19 protein-coding genes are annotated in these 17,877 nt (G+C 67.1%); 7 read left to right on the top strand and 12 right to left on the bottom strand.

What is annotated here, in order from left to right; translation table 11 throughout:
• Nucleotides 1–62: 62 nt before the first annotated feature.
• Complete coding sequence (locus ACWETB_RS07280; protein WP_452210245.1) at nucleotides 63–1,022, top strand: adenylate/guanylate cyclase domain-containing protein; 960 nt, start codon at nucleotides 63–65, stop codon at nucleotides 1,020–1,022.
• Here the strand turns inward: ACWETB_RS07280 and ACWETB_RS07275 are convergent.
• The 4 genes from ACWETB_RS07275 to ACWETB_RS07260 are packed head-to-tail and all read right to left on the bottom strand — an operon-like array spanning nucleotide 959 to nucleotide 4,132.
• Nucleotides 959–2,050 carry a sulfate/molybdate ABC transporter ATP-binding protein gene (locus ACWETB_RS07275; RefSeq protein ID WP_452210243.1) on the bottom strand — a complete coding sequence of 364 codons (1,092 nt, stop codon included), beginning with the start codon at nucleotides 2,048–2,050 and terminating at the stop codon, nucleotides 959–961. The two genes, ACWETB_RS07280 and ACWETB_RS07275, sit on opposite strands and share 64 nt — an antisense overlap.
• A gap of 59 nt (nucleotides 2,051–2,109) precedes the next feature.
• A complete protein-coding gene (locus ACWETB_RS07270; protein ID WP_452210241.1) occupies nucleotides 2,110–2,892 on the bottom strand; it encodes an ABC transporter permease in 783 nt (260 codons plus the stop codon).
• Between the two features lie 17 nt (nucleotides 2,893–2,909).
• Nucleotides 2,910–3,683 (bottom strand): molybdate ABC transporter substrate-binding protein, encoded by a 774-nt coding sequence (modA, locus tag ACWETB_RS07265; protein WP_449742671.1) that lies wholly within the window; start codon nucleotides 3,681–3,683, stop codon nucleotides 2,910–2,912.
• Between the two features lie 32 nt (nucleotides 3,684–3,715).
• Nucleotides 3,716–4,132 (bottom strand): TOBE domain-containing protein, encoded by a 417-nt coding sequence (locus ACWETB_RS07260; RefSeq protein WP_449742670.1) that lies wholly within the window; start codon nucleotides 4,130–4,132, stop codon nucleotides 3,716–3,718.
• Nucleotides 4,133–4,316: 184 nt separating this feature from the next.
• Between ACWETB_RS07260 and ACWETB_RS07255 the strand changes: the two genes are divergently transcribed.
• From ACWETB_RS07255 to ACWETB_RS07245, 3 genes are read left to right on the top strand one after another with little or no spacing between them, the layout of a single operon-like run.
• Entirely contained in the window at nucleotides 4,317–5,315 is a 999-nt protein-coding gene (locus tag ACWETB_RS07255) for an ATP-binding cassette domain-containing protein (RefSeq protein ID WP_348806493.1), read from the top strand.
• The gene (locus tag ACWETB_RS07250; protein ID WP_348806494.1) at nucleotides 5,312–6,175 is read left to right on the top strand and encodes an ABC transporter permease; all 864 of its coding nucleotides are present in this window, start codon (nucleotides 5,312–5,314) and stop codon (nucleotides 6,173–6,175) included. Before ACWETB_RS07255 ends, ACWETB_RS07250 begins: the two co-directional genes overlap by 4 nt.
• Before the next feature lie 8 nt (nucleotides 6,176–6,183).
• Nucleotides 6,184–6,927: a hypothetical protein gene (locus ACWETB_RS07245; RefSeq protein WP_452210238.1), complete on the top strand. Its 744-nt coding sequence runs from the start codon at nucleotides 6,184–6,186 to the stop codon at nucleotides 6,925–6,927.
• 86 nt (nucleotides 6,928–7,013) lie between these two features.
• Here ACWETB_RS07245 and ACWETB_RS07240 read toward each other — a convergent pair whose 3' ends face one another.
• Together ACWETB_RS07240 and ACWETB_RS07235 are read right to left on the bottom strand one after the other, a co-directional pair.
• Nucleotides 7,014–7,559 (bottom strand): NUDIX hydrolase, encoded by a 546-nt coding sequence (locus ACWETB_RS07240; protein ID WP_348806496.1) that lies wholly within the window; start codon nucleotides 7,557–7,559, stop codon nucleotides 7,014–7,016.
• Nucleotides 7,560–7,595: 36 nt separating this feature from the next.
• Complete coding sequence (locus ACWETB_RS07235; protein ID WP_348806497.1) at nucleotides 7,596–8,888, bottom strand: ROK family protein; 1,293 nt, start codon at nucleotides 8,886–8,888, stop codon at nucleotides 7,596–7,598.
• Nucleotides 8,889–9,370: 482 nt separating this feature from the next.
• Here ACWETB_RS07235 and ACWETB_RS07230 point away from each other — a divergent pair, with 482 nt between their 5' ends.
• Nucleotides 9,371–10,447 carry a sigma-70 family RNA polymerase sigma factor gene (locus ACWETB_RS07230; RefSeq protein WP_348806498.1) on the top strand — a complete coding sequence of 359 codons (1,077 nt, stop codon included), beginning with the start codon at nucleotides 9,371–9,373 and terminating at the stop codon, nucleotides 10,445–10,447.
• A 24-nt stretch (nucleotides 10,448–10,471) separates the two neighbouring features.
• Here ACWETB_RS07230 and ACWETB_RS07225 read toward each other — a convergent pair whose 3' ends face one another.
• Complete coding sequence (locus ACWETB_RS07225) at nucleotides 10,472–10,879, bottom strand: VOC family protein (RefSeq protein WP_452210235.1); 408 nt, start codon at nucleotides 10,877–10,879, stop codon at nucleotides 10,472–10,474.
• An 83-nt stretch (nucleotides 10,880–10,962) separates the two neighbouring features.
• Between ACWETB_RS07225 and ACWETB_RS07220 the strand changes: the two genes are divergently transcribed.
• Nucleotides 10,963–11,694 (top strand): histidine phosphatase family protein, encoded by a 732-nt coding sequence (locus tag ACWETB_RS07220; RefSeq protein ID WP_452210233.1) that lies wholly within the window; start codon nucleotides 10,963–10,965, stop codon nucleotides 11,692–11,694.
• A gap of 21 nt (nucleotides 11,695–11,715) precedes the next feature.
• On the opposite strand, the gene ACWETB_RS07215 is transcribed toward ACWETB_RS07220, so the two are convergent.
• The 4 genes from ACWETB_RS07215 to ACWETB_RS07200 all read right to left on the bottom strand — a co-directional run bounded on the left by ACWETB_RS07215 (nucleotide 11,716) and on the right by ACWETB_RS07200 (nucleotide 15,455).
• Nucleotides 11,716–12,744 carry a phosphotransferase family protein gene (locus ACWETB_RS07215; protein ID WP_449742664.1) on the bottom strand — a complete coding sequence of 343 codons (1,029 nt, stop codon included), beginning with the start codon at nucleotides 12,742–12,744 and terminating at the stop codon, nucleotides 11,716–11,718.
• On the bottom strand, nucleotides 12,741–13,958 hold the full coding sequence (locus tag ACWETB_RS07210; protein WP_452210231.1) for an acyl-CoA dehydrogenase family protein: 1,218 nt from the start codon (nucleotides 13,956–13,958) through the stop codon (nucleotides 12,741–12,743). Before ACWETB_RS07210 ends, ACWETB_RS07215 begins: the two co-directional genes overlap by 4 nt.
• Before the next feature lie 139 nt (nucleotides 13,959–14,097).
• Nucleotides 14,098–14,736, bottom strand: coding sequence for a TetR/AcrR family transcriptional regulator (locus tag ACWETB_RS07205; protein ID WP_452210229.1), 639 nt, complete (start codon nucleotides 14,734–14,736; stop codon nucleotides 14,098–14,100).
• Nucleotides 14,733–15,455: a TetR/AcrR family transcriptional regulator gene (locus tag ACWETB_RS07200; RefSeq protein ID WP_449742662.1), complete on the bottom strand. Its 723-nt coding sequence runs from the start codon at nucleotides 15,453–15,455 to the stop codon at nucleotides 14,733–14,735. Before ACWETB_RS07200 ends, ACWETB_RS07205 begins: the two co-directional genes overlap by 4 nt.
• A gap of 117 nt (nucleotides 15,456–15,572) precedes the next feature.
• On the opposite strand from ACWETB_RS07200, the gene ACWETB_RS07195 reads away from it, so the two are divergent.
• Nucleotides 15,573–16,505 carry an oxygenase MpaB family protein gene (locus ACWETB_RS07195; protein ID WP_452210227.1) on the top strand — a complete coding sequence of 311 codons (933 nt, stop codon included), beginning with the start codon at nucleotides 15,573–15,575 and terminating at the stop codon, nucleotides 16,503–16,505.
• Between the two features lie 56 nt (nucleotides 16,506–16,561).
• Here the strand turns inward: ACWETB_RS07195 and ACWETB_RS07190 are convergent, their stop codons facing one another.
• Nucleotides 16,562–17,839, bottom strand: a complete 1,278-nt coding sequence (locus ACWETB_RS07190) for an alpha-hydroxy-acid oxidizing protein (protein ID WP_452210225.1) — start codon at nucleotides 17,837–17,839, stop codon at nucleotides 16,562–16,564.
• Nucleotides 17,840–17,877: the final 38 nt, after the last annotated feature.

The following is a 17,877-nucleotide window of genomic DNA, read 5'->3' as shown; positions in this document are numbered from 1 at the left end:
CATGCCGTCCCCGTGGGCTTGCTAAACTCACCCGCGACCACGACGACGGGAGACCGCCCACGATGAGTACCGAGGACGACGAGCCCCGCTACTCCCGCGACGAGCTGATCGACTACCTCGGCGTCTCCCCCGAGTACGCACAGAAACTGTGGAACGCTTTCGGTTTCGCTCATCGTCACACCGACGACAAGATCTTCACCGAGAACGAGGCCGCGGCGCTACGGCTGTTCGCGAGCTCCGAGGAGACCCTGCCCGAGGGTGCCCAGATCGCCACCGCGCGAGCGATCGGCCAGACGATGGCGCGCCTGACCGATTGGCAGGCCGATCAACTCCTCGAACTCGACCGCAACCCCGGCGTCCCATGGTCGCAGGAGCAAATGATCATGGCGATGGACGTGATCCAGCGCCTCATCTGGCGACGCCATCTCAAGCTCGCGCTCGATGCCGACATCGCGCGGGAGTCCGACGAGGAACTCGATCTGGTCATCGGCTTCGTCGACATCGTCGGATACACCAGCCTGTCCCGCCGCATCGGGATGAGTGAGCTCGAGAAGCTCCTCGAGACCTTCGAGTCCCGAGTGTTCGACATCGTCACCGATCGTGACGGTCACGTCATCAAGACCCTCGGGGACGCGGTGATGTTCAGCTTCGTCGGCGGCGTCGACGCCGCCGACGCCGCGCTGGAGATCCAGAAGCTCAGTGACCACGACCCCATCCCCCCGTTGCGGGTCGGGTTGGCGAAGGGTGCGGTGCTGACACGTCTCGGCGATCTGTTCGGCGAGCCGGTGAACATCGCTGCGCGGCTGTGTGGTTCGGCCCGCCCGGGTACGATCCTGGTCGACGAGGCACTCGCCGGGGAACTCGTCGACGCTGAACCGTTCTATCTGAAATCCATGTCGTCGCTGTCGGTCCGCGGGTACCGTCGCCTCAAGGCATATGTGTTGGAGGCCAACAAGTATTACTCACCGGGCGGCGGCTCGGAGCCCGGCCCGGTCGCCGGTGACGCACCCGCCGCACCGTAGACCCGCACCTCGGTCGCCTTCACCGTCAGGTACACCGGCGCGCCGGGGCCGAGGCCCAGTTCGGCAACCGACTCCCAGGTGACCTCCGCGGCGATGACATGCCCGCCGCGGCGCGCACGGACCACCGCCCGATCACCACGCGGCAGGACCTCGTCGATCTCCGCGCGCCAGGTGTTGCGCGGGCTCCCGTGTGGTTGTTGCGGATACAGCGCCACCGCACGCGAGGAGAACGCGGCGGCGGCAGGAGAACCGACGTCGACGTCACCGATCCCGGTGCCGACCACTCGCAAACCATCTGCGCCGACGACCGTGGCCGGCTCGGCATACCGTCCGGTCACCAGGTTGACGCCGGACAGGGTTGCGGCGAAATGCGTTTCGGGATGCGCGAGAACCGTCGTCGTCGGTCCGGACTGCACGATCCTGCCGTGATCGATGACCGCCAGCCGATCGGCCAGACCGACGGCATCGACGAGGTCATGGGTGACCAGCAGCGTCGCACCCGCCCGTTCGGCGATCAGCCCCCGCATGAGTGATCGCATCTGTTGGGCCACATCCACATCCAATGCGGCGAACGGCTCGTCGAGGAGGAGCACATCGGGTTCGGTGGCCAGTGCTCGCGCGATCGCGACGCGTTGTGCCTGCCCCCCGGACAATCCGGCGGGCATGCGGTCGGCAAGGTCGGCGACGCCGACCGCTGTCATCCACCGCGCTGCCCGCTCCCGCACCGTTGGTTTCGGCAATCCCCGTGCTGCCGGGCCGAATTCGACGTTGCGACGCACCGACAGGTGCGGGAACAGCCGGGCTTTCTGCTCCAGCAGCACCACGTTACGACGGTGCGGCGCGACAAACACACCGTCGCCCTGCAGGATTCGATCGCCGAAGTACACCGTGGAGCCGGGGGTGCGACGCAATCCGGCCAGCACCGACAGCAACGTCGACTTCCCGGCGCCATTCGGCCCGAGGATACCGAGCGTGGTTCCGGGAGCCACCTCGATGTCGGCGGTCAGGTGTGGGACATCGCAGCGCACCCGAGCCCGGAGTACAGGCCCGCCACCTTCGGGATCAACTGATCCGTAATCCTTCTCACTCACGCGAATCGACCCGATCCGCGTTGCAGGTGAACCCCGATCACCACCAGCAGTGCCACCACCATCAGCACCAGTGCCAGCGGTAGGGCCTCGAGTGGGTCGTTGATCGAGTCGAGGTAGATCTTCAGCGGCGCGGTCTGCGTGGTACCCGGAAGGTTGCCCGCGAAGGTGATGGTGGCGCCGAACTCACCGAGCGCGCGGGCGAAGGCCAGTACGCCGCCGGCAATGAGCGCCGGCACCACCAGCGGCAGCGTCACCCGCCACAGAGTCCGCGTCGGCGATGACCCCAGCGTGGCGGCAACCTTCTCGAAATCGTCTCCGGCACTGCGTAGTGCACCTTCCACGCTGATCACCAGAAAGGGCAGCGAAACGAAGGTCTGGGCGATGACGACGGCGGGTGTGGTGAAGGCGATGGTGATCCCCGCCCGGTCGAGGTATTGCCCAACGATTCCGTACCGGCCGAGTGCGTAGAGCAGCGCGATACCGCCGACCACCGGCGGCAACACCAGCGGCAGCAGCACGAGGGCGCGGACGATGCGCACCGCCATCGAGTCATACCGGGCGAAGACGATGGCCATCGGCACCCCGAGGCAGACACAGATGATCGTGCTGATCACCGCGGTGACCAAGCCGAGCCGCAGCGCCGCAAGCGAATCCGGCGAGGTGGCCGACTCCCAAAAGATCCCCCACGGCATGCGCACGAGGATCGCGATCGGTCCGATGAGGATCAATCCGACACCGATGAGGGCGGGAATGTGGATCCAGACGGGAACGCGACGCACGAACGACCGGGGCCGACTCAGGCCGGTGAAGCGAAGCCGGCGTCGGTGAGGATCTTCTGCCCGGTGTCTCCGAGTACCAACTGGACGAACTCCTCGGCCAACTGCTGATGGGTGCTCGCCTTCAGTGTGGCGATCGGATAGTTGTTGACCACGTTGGTGAATGCGGGATCGCCGACCGCGGTGACCTTGGCGCCGGCGGCCTTGGCGTCGGTGACGTACACCAACCCGGCGTCGGCCTCACCGGAGGTCACCTTGGTCAGAACCGCGGTGACCGACGACTCCTCGCTGACCGGCGTGATGTCGACGCCGGTGTCGCGTTCCACCTGGGCGGTCGCCGCACCGCAGGGCACCTCGACCGCGCACACCACCGTCTTGATCGCCGGATTGGTCAGGCTCGCAAAGTTTTCCACGTGTGTGGGGTTCCCGGGCGCGGTGACGATCACCAGGGTGTTGCGGGCGAAGACCTGCGGTGAGTTCACCTTGCCGCCGAGCTTGGTCATCGTGGCCTCGTCCGCGGTGGCGATCACGTCGACATCGGCGCCCTGATTGATCTGGTTGACCAAGGCCGACGACCCGGCAAAGTTGAGTTTCACGTCGACATCGGGATGCTGCTGCTCGTAGGCCTTCTCGATCTCGGTGAAGGTCTGTTTGAGGGATGCCGCCGCATACACATTCAGCGAGGTCGTCGAACTGCTGTCGTCATTCGACGAGCATCCGGCGGCCGCGATGGTGACCGCGGCAATCGCGACCAGTACACCGATGACTCGACGCGTTTCTCCGAACCTGGACATGCACTCTCCTGTCATGATTGCCGACCGCCTCCTCAGAGGTCGGCCGCGTTGCGTTCGACGATGACCGTGGTGGCCTTGACGACGGCGGTCGCCACCACCCCGGGCTCGAGTCCGAGTTCGCGGGCGGCCTCGGCACTCATCAGCGAGGTCACCGAGAACGGACCGCATTGCATGCCGACCTTGGCCATCACGCCGTCCATCTCGACATCGGTGACCAGACCGGTGAATCGGTTGCGGGCCGATCGCAGCACCGGCGAGTCGTCGGCGGCCGTCCGCGCGCGCTCCACGGCGAGTTCGGCGAGGCGTGCGCCGTCGACCGTCGTCACCGAACCGTCGGCGGAGGACTTGTCGGTGGTCGTCGGTAACCTTCCGGCCGCAATCCATCGACGCACGGTGTCATCACTTACCCCGAGCAATGCGGCGGCGTCACGGATCCGAATGGAGGACATGCGCTCACCCTATCCGCAACTGAGAGATAAGTGGGGCTCACGGCACGCAGATGCGGCTAGATCACGCGATTCGCGCCGTCACCGATGAGTTCGGGCACCGGCCCGAGTCGGTCTCTGCGGATTGCACGACAACCGAAAAATTCACTGGCCAAACCACCCCTACCGTCGATTAGCGTGGAGACTCATGAGCGCACACCCCACACCTTCCGCCTCGCCCGCGATCGAGGCGATCGATCTCGTCAAGACGTTCGGTGATTTCACGGCCGTCGACGGGGTGTCATTCTCGGTGCCCACCGGCACGGTCCTGGGCCTGCTCGGCCCCAACGGCGCCGGCAAGACCACCATCGTCCGGATGATGACGACGCTGTCGCTGCCCACCAGCGGCACCGCCCGGATCGCCGGGTACGACGTCGTCGACTCGCCAGAAGCGGTGCGGCGCAACATGGGCCTCACCGGGCAGGCCGCCACGGTCGACGAGATCCTCACCGGCCGTGAGAACCTCAAGATGATCGGTGGTCTGTACGGCATCGGTCGGCGTGACCTGACGCGGCGCAGTGAGCGACTCCTCGAGCAGTTCTCACTCACCGAGGCCGGCGACAAGCAGGTGCGGTCGTATTCCGGCGGTATGCGCCGCCGCCTCGACCTCGCCGTCTCACTGCTGGCCGCACCCCCGGTGCTGTTCCTCGACGAACCCACCACCGGGCTCGATCCCCGCAGTCGCAACGAGCTGTGGGATGTGTTGCGCGAGTTGGTCGATGCGGGCACCACCCTGTTGTTGACCACGCAGTACCTGGAGGAGGCCGACCAGCTCGCCGACGACATCGTCGTCATCGACCGCGGTTCGGTGATCGCGCACGGCACGCCGATGCAGCTCAAGGAGCAGGCCGGCGCCGCCAGCGTCGTCATCACCCTGTCCGACGAGGACGCCCTCCCGCAGGCCCGAGAGTTGCTGGCCCGCACCGGCAACGAGGTGTTCGTCGACGCCGGCGCACGCACCGTCACCACCGCCGCGTCGGGGCTGTCGGATCTGACGCGCATCGCCGGCTGGTTCGACGAGTCGCAGATCGCCGTCGACGACCTCGGCCTGGTCCGCCCCAGCCTCGACGACGTCTTCCTGACCCTGACCGGCCACCGTGCCGAAGACACCGCCGACGACGCGTCGGAAACCGAAGGAGCAGCATGACCACCACCGCCTCCACCTCATCCACCGCGCCGTCGGCCACCGTCGACCGACCGGCCGTGCACCAGACCAATCTCGCACAGCAGTCATGGATCATGGTGCGCCGCAATCTGATCCACACTCGACGCATGCCGGAGATGCTGTCGGACGTGACGATCCAGCCGATCATGTTCGTGGTGCTGTTCGCCTACGTCTTCGGCCCGGCGATCAGCCTCGGCGTACCGGGCGTCAGCTACAAGGAGTATCTGCTGCCCGGCATCATGGGGCAGACCATCGTATTCACCGCGTTCATCGTCGCCACCGGCATCACCGCCGACCTCGAGAAGGGCATCGTCGACCGCTTCCGGTCGCTCCCCATCCGACGGTCGTCGGTGCTCGTCGGGCGCAGCGTCGCCAGCCTCATCCACTCGTCCATCGGCATTGTGGTGATGGCGATAACCGGTTTGATCATCGGGTGGCGCATCACCACATCGGTCGGTGAGGGCATTCTCGGATTCGCCCTGGTGCTGCTGTTCGGGTTCGGCATGATCTGGTTCGGCATCCTCATCGGGTCGTGGCTGCGCAGCGTCGAGGCCGTCAACGGTTTCATGTTCTCGGTGCTGTTCCCGCTGACCTTCGTCTCCAACGCCTTCGTGCCGACGCAGAACATGCAACCGTGGCTGCGTGCGATCGCCGAGTGGAACCCGATGTCGGCCATGGTTCAGGGCATGCGCGTGCTGTGGGGTAACGGGCCCGACGCACCCGCCGACGCCGCCTGGCCACTTCGCCACCCGGAGCTCGCCACCCTCATCTGGGCGGTGATCCTCACCGCCGTCTTCGCCCCGTTCGCACTGCGCAACTACGCCAAGCGCACCGCGGACTGAGGTCACAAGTGCTGGCGCTGCCCGAGTACGTGTCCGACGTGTCGCCCAGCGGCCTGTACGGCATCCACCGGGGACGGCCGGTCCCGGTGACCTGGGTTCGTGGGACGTTGTACCTGGTGGCGTGGGCCGATTCGCCGATGCCCGAGGGTTTCGACCCGATCGACGGGGTCGACCCGGCGACGGTCATGCCGAGGGGTCAGGCGATCGGGCGACGGGAGGTGTCCGAGGACGAAGTGTCCTCGCTGGTTCAGATCACCACCGTGTGCCAGTGGAAGAACACGAGCTGGAGCATCATCGGCATCAGCGACACCCGGTGTCACCTGCAGCGCGGCAATTCCTCCGGTGACACCGTGGACATGGCATGCCGGCCGGGTCCCGGCCGAGGAGCCTGGTATCACCGCTGGCCGGGGGTCGAGGCGATGAGCGAGGACCTGGCATTCACCACCATCGACCATGCCGAAGCGGCTGCGGTGCGGGTCAAGCGCCGCCCATGGCGCAGCTCGGGCCTCGCGACGGAGACGTTCTCCGTGCGGTCGCCTGCCAGGTCTCCGTACCTCGACCACGGCAGCGCCCTCGAGATGGCTCGGCATGACGCCGGCGTCGACACCGTCGAACGCATGCGGGATGGCTGGTGCTCGGTCGACGGCTCGGGTGTGGTGGTGTTCGCGGTCGCCGACACAGCAACGGTGTTGACGCCGGGCCGGTCTCGTGCGGAGACCGAGGCCCACGCGACCACCGTCTGCGTTCCGTAGGTGCCGTGACGTCCCGTGCGCTGAGCTCACATTCGCTCAGGTCCCATTCGCTCAGGTCCCATTCGCTCAGGTCCCATTCGCTCAGGTCACAGCAGATGCAGTAGCCCGAGAGCGGCGATGCTCAATGCGTCGCGCAGTTGGCCGGTGTCGAGTGCGCGGGCAATGTCATCGGCGGTCAGCCAGACGTACGCCCGAGACGACCGTGCACGGGTGTGCGGATCGACCTCGGTGACCTCATCGGCCAGAAAGATCCGGCAACGCATCTCGGTCAGGTGCGGCTGAGCTTCCAGGTAGACCGTGTGCACCGGCCGCGTGGACGTGAGTCCGAGTGCCGTCATCCAGCTGGTGTTGTCGACGGCACGCGTCCGATCGGTCACCATCGGCGTGCCGCCGCTGCCCAGATCGACGACGGTGATCGGCACCGTCAGCCGTGGTCCGGCGCACGGATAGAAGGCTGTGTCGGTGACCATCAGGACGCGCTGATGAAGGTCACGCGCGAGGTTGACCATCGCGTCCGGCGCTTCGACGACGCCATACGCTCGGTCGTTGCCGAACTCGTCGAGAACCGTATCCGCGCGGACGAGCAGATTGTTGGTGGCGTAGACGGGTCTCGAATCGACATGCGACAACATGCGCGTCAGTATCCACGACGCGCGTGCGGCCCAGCCCTACTCCGTCGCCGCCAACGCCGCGAGCGGGTCGCTGTAGATCGCGTCCAGCGCCACCGCACCGGCCGCCTGCTGCTGCACCGTCGCACCCGAATGTGACACCCGCACATCCCGATTCGGGATCACCGAGGTCTTCCGGAGCGCCGCGGCGACGGTCGGCAGGGTGGTCGGATAGTCGGTGAAGGCCTGGCCGCCGAGGATGACGTGATCGGGATTGAAGATGTCGGCGATCAGCGCGACGGTGCGCCCGAGCACCTGCGCACGCTCATCGAGCAGGGCGCGGGCGGTGGCGTCACCGCCACGTGCCAGCGCGAGGATGCCCTCGATGTCCTCGACGGGAAGGTTCAGCGACTGCGCGGCCTCGACGACGCCGGTGTCGCTCACCGTCGGCTCGAGTCGACCGGTGCGGTTCGGGTCGAGCAGAGTCGTGCCCGCGGCCGGGAAGTGACCGATCACCGGCGGACCGCCGGCCGGGGTGTGCACGGTACCGTCGACGCTGAACGCGATGCCGACCATTTCGCGGGCGTAGAAGTAGAGGAAGCTCGACCGCTGGTCGGCGTCGGCCTCGGAGGGATTGACGACGAGTTCGGCCGCCGCCATCGCCTCCACGTGTGAGGCCACCGACACCGGCAGACCCACCGACTCGGCGATGACGCGTCCCACAGGTGCCTGATCCCAGCCCAGTCGCGGATGGTCGACGAAGCCACCCGGCGACACGCGACCACCGATGGCCACGCCCGCCCACAGGATGCGGCGGTTGGTCCAGCGGCCGAGGAACCGTCGGGCGCTGTCGCCGATGGCCGACAGCGTCTGCTCTGGTGATTCGGCGACCGGGGTGGGGATCTGGATCGCGCCCACCACCCGATGCAGCAGATCGTGAGTGGTGATCGAGGTGACCTTGAAACCGATGTGGATACCGAGGGTGAGGTAGGTCGCGACATTGAGTTCGAACGGCAGCCGCGGGCGTCCGATGGCCCCGGCCGGTGCGAGATCGGCGCGTTCGCGCAGCAACCCGGCCTTCAGCAAGGCCCCGACCTGCCGGTTCACCGTCGAGATCGACAGGCCGGTCAGTTCGGCGGCCTCGTCGCGGAACACCGGGCCGGACAGCCGGGCGGTGCGCAGCACCAGAGCGGCGGGCTTGTTGGAGAGTTCGAGTTGCGGAGTCGCTACCTGAATGGCCCGACCCCCTTTACGGTGCGCCCGCTCCGGCGCCGGACCCGGAACCGGCCGCGGCCTCGTGGTGCGGATGGGGGCCGTTGCGGTGCGGGTGCGGTGATCGATCGTTGCGGTCATCAGAGTTGTGTCCTCGTGAATGTGCCACAGGCACCGAACGGCGTCCAACGAACGTTGATCGGCGTGGACCACACCGGAACGCGCGCACTCGGGGCTGTGGGATGGAAGTTGTCGCTGAAGGGGGGAATCAAGCCGGGCGTCGGATTCGCAACCGACGCATCACAGGGCGATTCAGGGCATTCGGCGACAACAACACAGGACACGAGCGAACGGCAGACGACATCCCAGGGCGGTGATCATGTAGGTCACCTCCGGGATACGGGTCTGCTCACTCGAAGCCATGAGAGAGAAGCTAGCAACGGCAGAGGCCACGAGGCAACCCTCACGGGAGTTCGTCACACGACATTTCGGTGGTCTGACCTGCGCACATACGCGTTCACCGGCGACAATAGGCCCGTTCGGCGTACTACACCCCGGTTACACGCACGGCGCGCAAAACTCGTCGGTAGAAGCTGTCGGTGGCACGACGTAGCCTTGATCACATGTCCGGCACCACCGCGACCCCCACGCCCTCGGCCACCTCCGATGCGGAGTTCCTGCAGGCCATTGAACCGTTTCGACGCGAGATCATCGCGCACTGCTACCGCATGATGGGTTCCCATCACGACGCCGAGGACCTCGCGCAGGACACCTTCCTGCGGGCCTGGCGCGCCTACGACAAGTTCGACGGCCGCTCGTCGGTGCGCACCTGGCTGCACAAGATCGCCACCAACACCTGCCTGACGGCCCTGCAGAGCCGGCAGCGCAGGCCACTGCCCTCCGGTCTGGGCGGCGACGCCTACGACCCAACCGACACCCTCGCCCAGGACCACGAGGTGCCCTGGCTCGAGCCGTACGCGGGCACCGTCAACGAGATCACCCCCGGCGACGACGCCGACCCCGCCTATGTCGTCGGGGCGCGTGAGTCCATCCGGCTGGCCTTCATCGCCGCTCTGCAGCATCTGCCGGAGCGTCAGCGCGCGGTGCTGATCCTGCGCGACGTCCTGCAGTGGAAGGCCGCCGAGGTGGCCGACACGATCGGCGTGAGCACCGCAACCGTCAACAGCCTGCTGCAACGCGCTCGTGAACAGCTGAAAAATGCCCGCCCCGAACAGGATTCACCGGCGCAGCTCGACGACGCCGCGCAACGCGAGTTGCTGGCGAAGTACGTGTCGGCCTTCGAGCGGTACGACGTCGACGCCATCGTCGACATCTTCACCGATTCGTCGATCTGGGAGATGCCGCCGTTCACCGGGTGGTATCTGGGTGCCGAGGCCATCGGCACGCTCATCCGCGGCAACTGTCCGGCGGAGAAGGCCGGGGATCAGATCCTGCTGCCGACGGTCGCGAACGGGCAACCCGCATTCGGTCTCTACATGCGCGAACCCGACGGCATCCACCGCCCCTTCCAACTACAGGTCCTCGAACTCGATCCGGTGTCCGGGAAGGTCGCCCACGTCGTCGCCTTCTTCAGTGACACGATGGTCGAGGACTTCGCCCGGTTCGGCCTTCCGCCGGCACCATATGACGCCCCGCCCGCCGACGGGCCCAGCGCGTATCACCAGGTGGGGCGGGACTGAGAGCCGGCGGACATCGAAACCGCCTCAGCATGCCGGAATCCGCGACCCGTCCATCCAGACGACCTCCCAGGCATGCCCGTCGAGGTCGCAGAAGCTGCGTGAGTACATGAATCCGAGATCCTCGGGTTCTCGCAGCACGGTGCCGCCACCGGCGAGTGCCCCGTCGACGTAATCGTCGACGTCTCGACGTGTCGGCGCGGAGAACGCGACCACCGTCTCCCGGGCCTGCCCCGGATCGCAGATCGGCGTCGCGGCGTATCCGGCGAAGCGGCCCCGCGCGTGCAGCACCACCATCGTCTGCCGGTTCACCCGCATACATGCGGTGTGCTGATCGCAAAACAGCGCGTCGAAGGAGAAACCCAGCCGGCCGAAGAACGCGCGGGAGCGGGCGACGTCGACGACCGGCAGGTTGACGAACAGCATCGGTTCCACGCGACCTCCTTTCGGCCTCTCACCGGGTACAGACCTGAGGGGCGCCTCAAATTCATCGATGCGGGCCCAATAGGCTTCACCGCATGGGTGTCATCTATCTGGTGCGTCACGGGCAGGCCGATCCGAAGGCGTATGGGGTGGTGGGCGCGGAATCGGCGAGCGCATCCGGTGAGGTCGGCGGATTGACCGAGGTCGGACTGGTGCAGGCCCGACTGACCGGGGCCCTGCTGGCCGGACGGACCGCAGCGTTCACCGCCGCCGTCAGCGGCGATCTCCCCCGGCAACGCGACACTCTCGCCGGTGTGACGAGCGCCTTCGACTCGACGCCGGCGCCGGCCGTCGATCCGCGCTGGAACGAGTACGAGATGCCCGCGCTCGTCGGCGAGGCGAGCGCGGCGGAGTACGCCGACGGCCGTGGTTATCAGCAACGCCTCGACGCGTCACTGGCGCATTGGATCGATCAGACGGGACATCCCGACGCGACCTCTGATGGCAGTGGTGGGATCGCCGTCTCCGACGGTAGTGGCGAGACGTACGCGCACTTCCGCGCCCGCGTCGACGCCGCCGGACGCGACGCCGCCGCGCTGGCCGGCAGCGGTCAGACGGTGCTGGTGGTGTCGTCTGCGGGTGTGATCAGCCAGTGGATCGCCGATCTGTGGGGCGTGCCCCCGGCGAAGTGGCCGGCGGTGTCGCGGGCGATGGTCAACGCGTCGGTGACCAAGCTGATCGTCGGCCGACGCGGGGTGTCGGTGGTGTCGTTCAACGAGCACGCGCACCTCGACGACCGCGACGGCGGTGTCGCCACCTTCCGGTAGGGGAACGTCAACGCGCCGGGGTTATCCGAGGTAGCGCAGCCCGTTGGCGATGAACTCGGCGGTGGCCTCCGACGCCTTCTCGGCGCCGGCCTCGGCCGACGCGCCGACGCGGGCGCGATGACTGATCCCCTCGGCGATGACGCCGAGCTTGAGACTGGCGAGTCCGAGGTAGAACTTCCAGTCGCCCAGGTCATTTCCGGTGGCGGTGACGTATCGCTGGGCGATCTCGTCGGCCGAGGGATACCGGGGCGAGGTCCACGCGGCGTCGAAACCGAGGACGACGTCGAACACCGGCTCCCGGTACACGCACATCAACGCCACGTCGGTGATGGGGTCGCCGAGGGTTGACATCTCCCAGTCCACCACGGCGGCAACCTTTCCCGGATCATTCGGATCGAGGATCGTGTTGTCGACGCGGTAGTCGCCGTGCACGATGGTGGCCCGCGCATCGTCGGGCACCCGCTCGGACAGCAGGGTCACCAGCTTCTCGACGTCGGACAGTTCCCGGGTCTTGACGATCCCCCACTGACGCGACCACAGTTTCACCTGTCGCGCGGCAAAGCCTGCGGGACGGCCGAATTCGCCGAGTCCGACCGCCGCGTAGTCGACGGCATGCAGCCGCGCCAGCGTCGTGACCAGGCCGTCGAGGTTGCGGGCGACGTCGTCGTCGGAGAGTTGGTCGAGTTCATCGGCGGTCCGGATCACCGATCCGTCGATGAACTCCACGATGGTGCACGGCGCTCCGAGGACGTCGCCGTCGGCGTCGAAGGCCACGGTGGGCGCCACCGGCACGTCGGTCTGCCCCAACGCCCGGGTCACCGTCCACTCGCGAGCCATGTCGTGCGCCGACGGCGTCAGTCCCCCGGTGGGTGGACGGCGCGCGATCCACCGCGTCACCCCGTCGGTCACCGAGAACGTCAGATTGGACTTGCCACCGCTGATCAGATCGATGCTGAGGTCGCCGGCGACATCGACACCGTTGTCCTCCAGGAACTTCCGGAGAACATTCGCGTCGAGAACCTGCCGCGGATCCACCGACGTCGCGCTCATCGCTTCGCCTCGGCGGCGGCAGCGGCCTTGCGGGCGCGGCCGATCGCCCGCCGCGCGATGGCCCAGCGGTGCACCTCGGAGGGACCGTCGTAGATCCGGAACGGGCGCAGTTCGCGCTGCAGGCGCGCGAGCGGCAGGTCATCGGAGACGCCCATCCCGCCACACATCTGGATGCTGCGATCGGCAATACGGGTGAATGCCTCGGCGGCAAAGGTTTTGGCGATCGATGTCTCGTTGGACGCATGCTTGCCCAAATCGAGTTCGGCGCACGCCTTCACCAGCAGGGCACGTGCGGCGGCCAGGTCGATCTCGTTGTCGGCCACCATCTGCTGGATCATGCCGAGATCACCGAGGGTGCCACCGAAACCCTCACGGCGGGAGACGTAGTCGACGGCGACGTCGTGACAGCGCACCGCCGAACCCATCCACCGCATCACGTGCGTCATCCGTGCGGGGCCGAGACGCACCTGCGCATACCGGTAGCCCTCGTCGACCTCACCGAGAACGTCGTCATCGGGGACGAAGACGTCGGTGAAGGTGACCTCGCAGTGCCCACCCACCATCGACCGGTCGGTGGTGTGGATGTGTCGCCCGACAACGATGCCCTCGCGATCGGCCGGGGCCAGGAACATGGTCGCGCCGCCCCGATCACCGGGCGAACCCGCGGTGCGGGCCATGATGATGAAGAAGCCCGCACCGTCGGCGCCGGTGATGAATCGCTTCTCGCCGTTGATCTTCCAGCCACCGTCGACCTTGACGGCCGCGGTCCGCAGAGCATTGGGATCACTGCCGGCACCCGGTGACGGCTCTGTCATCGCGAACGCCGATCGCACGTCACCGGTAGCGAGTGGCGCGAGATACCGATGCCGCTGCTCCTCGCTCGCGATGTGGGCGAGCATGTGCACATTGCCCTCGTCCGGCGCGCCGATGTGCAGGGCCACCGGGCCGAAGGTCGAGTAACCGGCGGCCTCGAAGACCGGTGCCCGGTCGGACATGTCGAGTCCGAGTCCACCGAACTCCGCCGGCGCGTGCGGTGCGAAGACGCCGGCCTCCTTGGCCTTGGCGTTCATCTGCCGGCGTACGTCGTCACCGCCGGCCGCCTCGATGTCGCCGCCGAACTTCTCCTCGATCGGCAGCACCTCCTCGCGGATGAACTGCGACGTCTTCTCGACGAGGTCGACGACGTCGGCGTCGTAGCTCAGGTCGATGGGCATGGGGTCTCCTCACTGGAGCCCGGCCGGCCACCGCGCTGGACTCGCGCTCGCCGACCGAGCGTTCGCTCCGTCGAGCAGACACACTGCCATCCCGACCCACGGCGGTCAAGTACCCCGTTGACGACCGTCGACGAAAGCGTCAGCCCCGACCGTAACCGACGATGTCGCGTGCAATCTTCAGATTCCGCTTGATCAACTCGTCGGCGTCGAGTTCCCCGTCGAGTTTGAACCAGGTGGACACCCCGACGCACATGGTGGCCACCGCGCGACTGGCGTCCTTGGGGTACTCGGTGGCGAAGTCGCCGGCGGCCACCCCGGCAAAGACGATCTCGTCGACCATCCGCTGCTGACGATCCCGGTGTCCGATGTAGGTCGACTTGTAGGAATCGTCGAGGCTGCGGATCTCGGTGGAACCGACAAACGCCTGCTCCCGGCGATACATGTGGAACCGCAACAACGATTCGACCACCGCGTCGAACTGATCGACCGGCTCGTCACCGGCCTCGACGATGGCCTGCTCCGAGCGCGCGAGCAGATCGGTCATGGTGCGTTCGAGCAACCCCTGCAACAGGGACTGCTTGGACGGGTAGTGATGGTAGAGCCCGGGCACCGACAGGTTGGCGCGCGCGGCGATCTCCCGGACGGACGTGCCGTGATAGCCGTGCTCGGCGAATGCCGCCAACGCCGCGGCCAGCGGAACCGGCAGTTCGGGCTCGCCGAAATCACGCCATGACGCCGTCGTTCGCGCGGCTCCGCCGGCCTCGACTCCGTCAGTCATGAGTCCAACATATCCTCACCGGGCTCAGTGGCCACACTCCTGGTGACCACCTGCACCAGCGACATCATCAGGCCGACACTGAGCTCGACCACCTCATCCCGATCCAGTGGGATCTCGCCGTCGAGCCACGTCGACAGCAGTCGGCCCAGGCCACCGACCTGAAACTGGGCCGCGGCGATGGCCCGCGGGCCCGCCTCGGCGTCGAGCGCGTCACTGGCCGCATGCAGGGTCAGCATGGCGAACAGAGAACTCGACTCGCTGCGTTTGGCCGCCAGCACCGGCGACAACAGCGACGGCGAGAACAGCAGAGATCCCTTGCGTCGGTCGTCGTCGATCACGTCGACGATGGCCCCGACGGCCCCGGACACCTTGTCGTCGATGCCGATGCCCGCGGCGAAGGCGGTCAGCGCCGAATCCGAGATCTCCTCGATCACCTGGTCGAATGTCGCCTCGACCAGCGCGTCGGCGGATTCGAAACTCTCGTAGAAGTATCGCGGATTGAGGCCCGAGGCCCGGCAGACGCCGCGCACGGTCACCGCCCCCTCGGTGTCGAGGAGCCCCAGAGCGGAATCGATCAGGGCCTCCCGCCGACGCGACACCCGCTCGTCGCCGTCGACGCCCCCGTAGGACCGCAGGACCGAGGACCGCTCGCCCTGGGTGGTTCCACGAGGATCGGGCGCCGGCCGGTCACCAACAGACGGGTCATTCACGCGTCCCATCTTGACACCTCCGGCATCGGCAAGGTTCAATCAAGGCCATCAGGAAACGTTCGTTTCCAGATAATCCGACGGCCTGAGGGGTGCCGACGGATCGATCGCACAACCGGAGGTCGGGACATGACAGTGCAGAACTCTGCCGCCGCGCGACAGGAATCGCCGGACGATTCGCTGAGCGCCAACCTGGCGGCCGAACAACCCGACACCGAGTTCCTGCCCCACGTGGCACGGATGTCGCGCGCCGAGCTCGACGCCCTGCCCGCCTCGAACATGGAGATGCTGGGCATCGCGACGCTGGCCGGACCGGCGAACGTCATCATGCAACTCGCGCTGCCCGCGGTCGGTTACGGCGTCTACGAGAGCCGCGTCGATTCCGGAAATCTCTTCAAACACCCGGTCAAGCGCACCCGGACCACGCTGAGCTATCTCGCCGTCGCCGCGAGTGGCGACCCGAAGATCCGCAAGGCCTACCGTCGCGCGGTCGGCCGTGCGCACGCCAAGGTCCGGTCCACCCCGGAGAGCCCGGTCGAGTACAACGCGTTCGACCCGAATCTGCAGCTGTGGGTGGCGGCCTGCCTGTACAAGGGGTGGGAGGACGTCCAGCGCATCTTCGGCGATCCCGCGGTCATCACCGAGGAGGCCTACCAGGCCGGTGCCGTCATGGGCACGACCCTGCAGATGCCGCGCGAGATGTGGCCGGCCACCCGCGCCGACTTCGACGTCTACTGGAACGGAATGATCGACTCGCTCGAGATCGACCCGGTGATCCGCGAACACCTGATGCAGATCGCCCGGATGGGCTTCGCCGGTTCGACGATGTCGCGGCTGTTCGGATGGCATTCGGAGATCTTCGCCATCGGCTTCCTCGACGAGGGATTCCGCAGGGCGATGGGTGTCGAGTTCAAGCCGTGGCAGCAGCGTTTCTTCGACGTTCACAACGAGATCGCCCGGGCGATGATCGCGCACTTCCCGAAGTGGTTGCGCGCCTTCCCGTTCAATCTGCTGCTCACCGACGTCAAGTGGCGCATCCGCACCAAGCGGCCGCTGGTCTGAGCATCACGCAAGCCACCTCGCCACTGTGAGGCCCTCGGTCACCCGTCCGGCAGGCCTCACAGTCGTTTCAGCACACCGGCATCGAGTTCCGCGACGCTGGTGTGCCCGGACAGTCCGAGGGTGAGGTCGAGTTCGGCGATGATGTTGGCCACCGCATCCTCCGCTCCGGAAGCACCGGCGATCGCCAGTCCGTACATGTGCGGGCGTCCGATGCAGACGGCGTCGGCACCGAGCGCGAGCGCCTTGAAAACGTCTGCGCCGGTATAGATCCCGGAATCAGCGAGAACAGTGCACCGCCCGTCGACGGCGGGTGCGATGTCGGCGAGCGCATCGATGGAACTGATCTCACCGTCGATCTGACGGCCTCCGTGATTGGAGACGATGATGCCGTCGATGCCGGCGTCGACGGCCATCCGCGCGTCGTCGGGATGCAGGACACCCTTGAGGACGATCGGCAGCGACGTCCGCTCCCGCAGCGACGCGATCTCGGTCCAGCTCAGCGACGGCCGCGAGTAGATGTCGAGGAAGGTCTGCACCCCAACGCGGGGCTCCGGCGCAATGATGTTGCGTAGCAACGATCCCGGCGTGTTCCGCGCGATGGAGAACAGGGTCTTGAGAGCACCGAGGGAGATCTCGGGCTTCTCCGACGGACCGGCGGCGCGCTCGGCGACGATCTCGGCGAAGCGCGGATCGGAGGTGTACTGCGCGATCCCCTCGGCCCGGGCGAAGGGCAGCGAACCGAGGTTGAGGTCCTGAGGCCGCCAGCCGAGCATCGTGGTGTCGAGAGTGACGGCCACCGCCTGCGCACCACACCGCTGTGCACGTGCGAGCAGCGAGTCGACGAGGTCGTCGTCGGTCGACCAGTACAACTGGAACCACCGGGGCGCCCCGGGTCGCACCCGGTCCATCTCGGCGGCCACCGTCTCCATCGGGGCGCTGCCCTGATTCGAGAAGATATAGGGCACACCGAGTTCGGCGGCGGCGTGCCCGATGTGGACGTCGGCATCACGCAGCGCGAGCCCACCGGCACCCACCGGTGCGAACAGGATCGGTGCCGGCAGCCGGGTACCGAAGAGGTCGACCTCCAGGCTGCGCTGCGACACATCACGCAGCACCCGCGGCACGATCGCCCACCGATCGAGGGCACTGCGGTTGGCGGTCATCGTCCGACCCTCACCGGCACCGCCCGCGATATAGGCCCATGCCCGTTCCGACATCGCCTTGCGGGCGCGGCGTTCGAGTTCGGCGAAGTCGGTCGGCACGACCGGCCGACGGTTATGGATACCGGCGGTGTAGATCTCGTTCTGACGTTCGCGTCCGGCGCCTGCGGTCATCGTCGACCTCCTGCCTCGATGATGGTGTGCGCACCGAT

This window comes from Gordonia sp. NPDC003950 (assembly GCF_053605205.1).
The sequence above is the reverse complement of the archived record's forward strand: the minus strand, read 5'-3'. Positions and strand labels throughout refer to the sequence as shown.